General features: G+C 75.1%; 10 protein-coding genes. 9 read left to right on the top strand and 1 reads right to left on the bottom strand.

The window, feature by feature from the left end; all coding sequences use genetic code 11:
• From VF468_00670 to VF468_00630, 9 genes are all read left to right on the top strand, one after another.
• The coding region (locus VF468_00670; protein HEX5876838.1) for an elongation factor Tu at positions 1–143 on the top strand (143 nt) is incomplete at its 5' end.
• A 66-nt stretch (positions 144–209) separates the two neighbouring features.
• The gene (gene rpmG / locus VF468_00665; protein HEX5876837.1) at positions 210–374 is read left to right on the top strand and encodes a 50S ribosomal protein L33; all 165 of its coding nucleotides are present in this window, start codon (positions 210–212) and stop codon (positions 372–374) included.
• A gap of 7 nt (positions 375–381) precedes the next feature.
• Positions 382–846, top strand: coding sequence for a MaoC family dehydratase N-terminal domain-containing protein (locus VF468_00660; protein ID HEX5876836.1), 465 nt, complete (start codon positions 382–384; stop codon positions 844–846).
• On the top strand, positions 843–1,253 hold the full coding sequence (locus tag VF468_00655) for a MaoC/PaaZ C-terminal domain-containing protein (protein HEX5876835.1): 411 nt from the start codon (positions 843–845) through the stop codon (positions 1,251–1,253). The genes VF468_00660 and VF468_00655 overlap by 4 nt, the downstream gene beginning before the upstream one ends.
• Positions 1,254–1,256: 3 nt before the next feature.
• On the top strand, positions 1,257–2,189 hold the full coding sequence (locus tag VF468_00650) for a glycosyltransferase (GenBank protein HEX5876834.1): 933 nt from the start codon (positions 1,257–1,259) through the stop codon (positions 2,187–2,189).
• Positions 2,190–2,237: 48 nt separating this feature from the next.
• Positions 2,238–2,834, top strand: coding sequence for a sigma-70 family RNA polymerase sigma factor (locus VF468_00645; protein ID HEX5876833.1), 597 nt, complete (start codon positions 2,238–2,240; stop codon positions 2,832–2,834).
• Complete coding sequence (locus tag VF468_00640; protein ID HEX5876832.1) at positions 2,831–3,247, top strand: hypothetical protein; 417 nt, start codon at positions 2,831–2,833, stop codon at positions 3,245–3,247. Before VF468_00645 ends, VF468_00640 begins: the two co-directional genes overlap by 4 nt.
• Positions 3,248–3,266: 19 nt before the next feature.
• A complete protein-coding gene (locus VF468_00635) occupies positions 3,267–3,449 on the top strand; it encodes a hypothetical protein (protein ID HEX5876831.1) in 183 nt (60 codons plus the stop codon).
• Positions 3,450–3,452: 3 nt separating this feature from the next.
• Entirely contained in the window at positions 3,453–3,833 is a 381-nt protein-coding gene (locus VF468_00630) for a hypothetical protein (protein ID HEX5876830.1), read from the top strand.
• Here the strand turns inward: VF468_00630 and VF468_00625 are convergent.
• Positions 3,806–4,686: citrate/2-methylcitrate synthase (locus VF468_00625; protein HEX5876829.1), on the bottom strand; the 881-nt coding region annotated here is incomplete at its 5' end. The two genes, VF468_00630 and VF468_00625, sit on opposite strands and share 28 nt — an antisense overlap.

Here is a 4,686-nt window from a genome sequence, read left to right as displayed (position 1 = left end):
CCGAGATGGCCATGCCGGGGGACAACACCGAGATGACGGTCAAGCTGATCCAGCCCATCGCCATGGCCGAAGGGCTCCGCTTCGCCATCCGCGAAGGTGGCCGCACCGTCGGCGCCGGCCGCGTCATCAAAATCCTCAAGTAGGATCGCGAGCCCCCAAGATCCTCAAGGTAGGATCGAGGTTCAGGCTGCGCGCAGGAAGGAACCCCCATGGCGACCACCGACATCCGGCCGACGATCACCCTGGCCTGTACCGTCTGCAAGCACCGCAACTACACCACCAGGAAGAACAAGCGGAACGACCCCGACCGCATCGAGCTGAAGAAGTACTGCCGCTGGTGCGGCCGGCACACCGCCCACCGGGAGACCCGCTGACGCCGGCATGCCGCTGAACCAGGCCCTGGTGGGCAAGGCGTACCCGGCCGTCAGCTACGAGGTCGGCCGGGAGAAGCTGCGCGAGTTCGCGATCGCGGTCGGCGAGACCGACCTGATCTACCACGACGTGGGCGCGGCCCGGGCGGCCGGCCACCCCGACCTGCCGGCGGTGCCGACGTTCGCCGTGGTCCTGTCGCTCCGGGCCGGCCAGGTGGTCTACGGCGACCCGGACCTGGGGCTCGACTACTCCAGGGTCGTCCACGGCGAGCAGGAGTTCGTCTACCACCGGCCCATCCGGGCCGGGGACCGGCTCCTGGCCAGCGGCAAGGTGGCCGCGGCCGAGGCCAAGGGCCGCCACGAGCTGCTCACCCTCGAGACCGACATCACCACCGAGAGCGGCGAGCCCGTCTGCACGGTCAGGGCGACCCTGCTGTCGCGGGGCACGGCCCCGCCGCGCGAGGGCAGGACATGAGCCCGCGGATCGACCTGGCCGAGGTCCGGGTCGGCGACGCCCTTCCCGAGGTCGCCGAGACCATCGAGCGGATGGACCTGGTCCGCTACGCCGGCGCCTCCGGCGACTTCAACCCGATCCACTGGAACGACGAGGTCGCCAGGGCGGTCGGGCTGCCGGGGGTGATCGCCCACGGGATGTACTCGATGGGCGTCGCCACCCGCATGATCACCGGCTGGGCCGGCGACCCGGCCGCGATCAAGCGATTGAAAGTTCGGTTCTCGAACATGATCGAGCCCGGCCAGACCCTCACCGCCAAGGGCGAGGTGGCCGAGGTCGACGGCGGCCGGGTCCTGGTCCGCTTCCACGCCGAGGACGAAAAAGGCGAGAAGGTCCTGAGCAAGGGCGAGGCCGAGCTGGAGCTGTAACCCATGACGGAGCCCGACCCCGAGGTCCGCGACCTGCTCAGCCAGCGGCAGGCGGCCAGGGAGCAACGGGACTTCGCCACCGCCGACGCCCTCCGGGGCCGGCTCCGCGAGGCCGGCTGGCTGGTCAGGGACACCCCCGAGGGGCCCGAGCTGGCCCCGGCGCCGCCCTATGAGCTCACCGACCCGCGGGAGCTGGCGCCCCGCTGGGACGAGCCCGACCGGCACGACGTCTCGGTGGTCGTCCACGTCGCCGGCTGGCCCGAGGACGTGGCCAGGGCGGCCCGGGCCCTGGCGGCTCACCATCCTGGCGCCGACTACGAGGTGCTGCTGGTCGCCGACGGGGCCGGGGAGGCGACCGGCCGGGCGCTCGAGGATCTGGCCCGGGACGACCACCGGGTCCGGGTCCTGCACCTCGACCCGGCGGTCGGCTTCGGCGTGGCCATGAACCTCGGCATGGGCCAGGCCCTCGGCCGGGTGCTGGTCTGGCTCGACCCCCACGTCGAAGCCACCGGCGACCTGCTCGGCCCCCTCCTCGCCACCCTCGACCGGCCCGGTGTCGGCCTGGCCGGCGGGTGGGGGGTGACGACGACCACGATGCTCGAGTTCGAGGCCGACGACGGCCCCGAGGTCGACGCCGTCGAGGGCTACCTGCTGGCCGTGCCGCGGGTGCTGGCGGCCCGGGTCGGGGTCGACCCCAAGGACCGCTACTACCGCAACGCCGACCTCGACTACTCGTTTGCCGTCCGCGCCCTTGGGTACGGCGCCAGGCGGGTGGAGGTGCCCGCGACCCGGCACCGGCACCGGGGATTCCACGACACCGACCCCGAGGAGCGAGACCGGGCGTCCAGAAAGAACTACGATCGGTTCCTCGGGCGCTGGAAGGGCCGCACCGACCTGCTGACCCGGGAGTTCCGGGGCTATCACCGGCACCGGTAACCGGTGGGGGGGATTCGAGGTCTAAGGGAACGTTGGAAGGGGACCGAGGTGGAGGTCGACCGGGAGCTCGTCGAGGCCGCCCAGGCCGGTGACCGCTGGGCGCTCGAGGAGCTGGTGCGCCGCACGCACCGCAGCGTGTACACGTGCGCGCTCCGGCTCGTGGGCAACCCGGACGACGCCGCCGACGTGACCCAGGACGTCTATCTCCGGGTGGTGCGCAAGTTGGGCGGCTTCCGGCACGAGGCCTCCTTCTCCACCTGGCTGAACCGGGTGACGACGAACGTGGCCATGAGCACCTTGAAGCGCCGCACGCGGCGGTTCGCGGTCGAGGGGGCGGCAGTGCCCGCCGACACGCGCGACCCCGCGCCCGAGCCGGCCGAGCGGGCCGAGGCGGTCGCCCTCGCCCGCCGCCTGGAGCGGCTGGTCGCCGACCTGCCCGAGGGGCAGCGGCAGGTGCTCGTGCTCCGTGACATCTACGGCCAGTCGACCGAAGAGGTGGCGAACGCAATGGGGCTGACGCCGGGCGCGGTCAAGGTGCGCCTGTTCCGGGCACGCGAGCGGCTCAAGGCAGAGCTGGAGTCGGCCGAAGGCGGCCAGGTGGTCGCCCTCGCCGGCCGCCGGCGGGCCACGGGGCGGCGGTCATGACCAGCTGCCACAGCATCCGCCCGCTGCTGCCGGCGCGGGCCGAGGAGCTGACCGTGTTCGAGGCCCGCTCCCGGGCCGAGCACGTCGCCACCTGCGCCCGCTGCGCCACCGAGGCGGCAGCCTTCAGCCGTCTCGGCCACGCCCTCGCGGTGATGGCCAACCTCGAGGTCGACCCGGCCGACGGCACCCTGGAGCGCGTCCTGATCGCCATCGGCCGCCGCCGCACCGGCGTCACCGACCCGCGCCTGCTGGCCGCCGCCGGCTCCGCCGGGGCTCTGGTCGCCACCGTCGTGGTCGCCCGCGCCGTCCGCCACCGCCGCCAGGGCCAGCCCGCCCGCTCCACCCCACGGTCCCGCCGCCTGCGGATCCCGCACCTCCCGGTCCCCACCCCGGCCCTGGCCCGCGCCAAGTAGCCCCGCCCCGGCCGGCCCCATGACCGGCGTCCTCGTGCTGGTCACCGGCCCACCGGCGTCCGGCAAGACCACCCTGGCCGGCCCTCTGGCCGCCGGCCTCGGTCTCCCCCTGATCGGAAAGGACCTGATCAAGGAGGCGTTGTTCGACGCCCTCGGCACCGGCGACCGCGCCTGGTCGCGCCGGCTCGGCAAGGCCAGCTAGGAGGTGCTGTACGCGGTCGCGGGCGCCCTCCCGGCGGCCGTCCTCGACGCCAACCTCGGCCCCGAGGCCGCCCCCCGGCTGCAGGCCCTCGACGCCCGCCTGATCGAGGTCTTCTGCCGCTGCCCCGCCGACGAGGTCGAGCGCCGCTTCGCCTCCAGGGCTCCGACCCGCCACCCCGGCCACGTCGACCACCTCCTCGCCCCCCAGAGCAAGGCAACCCTCACCGGCGGGGCCGGCCCCCTCCACCTGGGCCCGGTCCTGGAGGTCGACACCACCCACCCGGTCGACCCCTTCAGGGTCGCCACCTGGGTCAAGACCCACCTCCCCCCGCCGGGTCGGCCGCCAACCACCCAGGGTCAGGACCCAGGGGCAGGGCCGGTGTAGCGGGCGCGGGGGCGGATGGGGGTGTTGCGGTCGTACTCCTCGAGGGCGTGGGCGATCCAGCCGGCGGTGCGGGCGACGGCGAAGACGGCCTCGCCGGCGCCGCGGGTCATGCCGGTGACGTGGGCGACGGCGGCGAGGGCGAAGTCGACGTTGGGGGCGGGGAGGCCCCGGCGGCCGGTGGTGTCCAGGACCGCCTCCACGACCTCCAGCCGCGGCGACCCGGCGGCGGCGCGCCGCAGGTGGGCGAGCAGGACCCGGGCGCGCGGGTCGCCGTCCGGGTAGAGGCGGTGACCGAAGCCGCGCAGGCGTTCGCCCCGGCGAAGGCGCGCCCCGACCCCGCTGGCCGCGTCGCCGGGCCGGTCGATCTCGCCCAGGAGGTCCTCGATCCCCAGCGACGCCCCCCCGTGCAGGGTCCCGCTGACCGTGGCCAGCCCGGCCGACACCACCGCGTACGGGTCGGCCCGGACCGAGGCGGCCACCCTGGCCGCCACCGTCGACGCGGCCAGCTCGTGGTCGGCCAGCAGGACCAGCGCGACGTCGACGACCCCGACCAGCCCGGGCGCCGGGTCGCGGGGGGAGAGCCCGCCCCACAGCCGGCCGGCGATCGCGGTCCCGTCCGGCGCCGGGCCGGGATGGGGGAGGCAGTCGACCAGGCCGGCGATCAGGGACCGGCCGGCGGCGGTGACGGCCCCGGGGTGGAGCTCCAGGCGCAGCTCGTCCCCGGCGGCCAGGGCGGCGGCGATTACCCGGATCCGCTCCAGGGGCAGGGCCGTGGGGGGGAGGGCGGCCTGGGCGCGCCGGCCGGCGTCGAGGGCCGCGGTGCCCACGTGCCAGACGGGGACGGGGTCGGGGA

Source organism: Actinomycetota bacterium, from assembly GCA_036280995.1.
Lineage (GTDB): Bacteria > Actinomycetota > CALGFH01 > CALGFH01 > CALGFH01 > CALGFH01.
Note: the sequence above shows the minus strand (reverse complement) of the source record. Positions and strands in the feature narration are given on the sequence as shown.

Coding starts and splice junctions, on each gene's coding strand:
- rpmG (HEX5876837.1), top strand. CDS start 210: ATGGCGACCACCGACATCCGGCCGACGATCACCCTGGCCTGTACCGTC.
- VF468_00660 (HEX5876836.1), top strand. CDS start 382: ATGCCGCTGAACCAGGCCCTGGTGGGCAAGGCGTACCCGGCCGTCAGC.
- VF468_00655 (HEX5876835.1), top strand. CDS start 843: ATGAGCCCGCGGATCGACCTGGCCGAGGTCCGGGTCGGCGACGCCCTT.
- VF468_00650 (HEX5876834.1), top strand. CDS start 1,257: ATGACGGAGCCCGACCCCGAGGTCCGCGACCTGCTCAGCCAGCGGCAG.
- VF468_00640 (HEX5876832.1), top strand. CDS start 2,831: ATGACCAGCTGCCACAGCATCCGCCCGCTGCTGCCGGCGCGGGCCGAG.
- VF468_00635 (HEX5876831.1), top strand. CDS start 3,267: ATGACCGGCGTCCTCGTGCTGGTCACCGGCCCACCGGCGTCCGGCAAG.